The organism is Mesorhizobium sp. M2C.T.Ca.TU.002.02.1.1 (assembly GCF_003997225.1).
The window spans coordinates 1-397 of sequence record NZ_RZTO01001515.1; the positions used below are offsets into that span (position 1 = coordinate 1).

Below are 397 nucleotides of genomic sequence, written 5' to 3' on the forward strand. Positions count from 1 at the left end.
GGTCGGCGCTGGCCGAACCGAACTCTTCGAGGGCATTATCGGCCTGCGCCCGGCGGCCGCCAAGGTCGAACTTGAGGGCAAGTCGATCCATTTCCAATCGCCGCGCGCGGCGATCGACGCCGGCGTCGGTTACCTGACCGAGGATCGCAAGGGCAAGGGACTGCTGCTGCAGGAGCGCTTGGCGCCTAACCTGACGCTGTCGGCGCTCGGTGTGTTCCATCCCGGCCTCTCGATGGGTCGGCGCCGCGAAGCGGAGGCCCTGGAACAGGCCGTGGAGGCATATGACATCAGGCTGAAGAGCCTCGGCGCCAAAGCGGGCCAGCTTTCCGGGGGCAATCAGCAGAAGCTGCTGCTGGCGAAGGTGCTGCTGACCGATCCTTCGGTGGTCATTATCGAC

The 397-nt window shown here is 65.7% G+C and carries 1 protein-coding gene; it reads left to right on the forward strand.

Translation table 11 applies throughout. The features are described from left to right. A partial coding sequence (locus tag EOD07_RS37045; protein ID WP_164772991.1) for an ATP-binding cassette domain-containing protein occupies positions 1–397 on the forward strand: 397 nt, incomplete at both ends.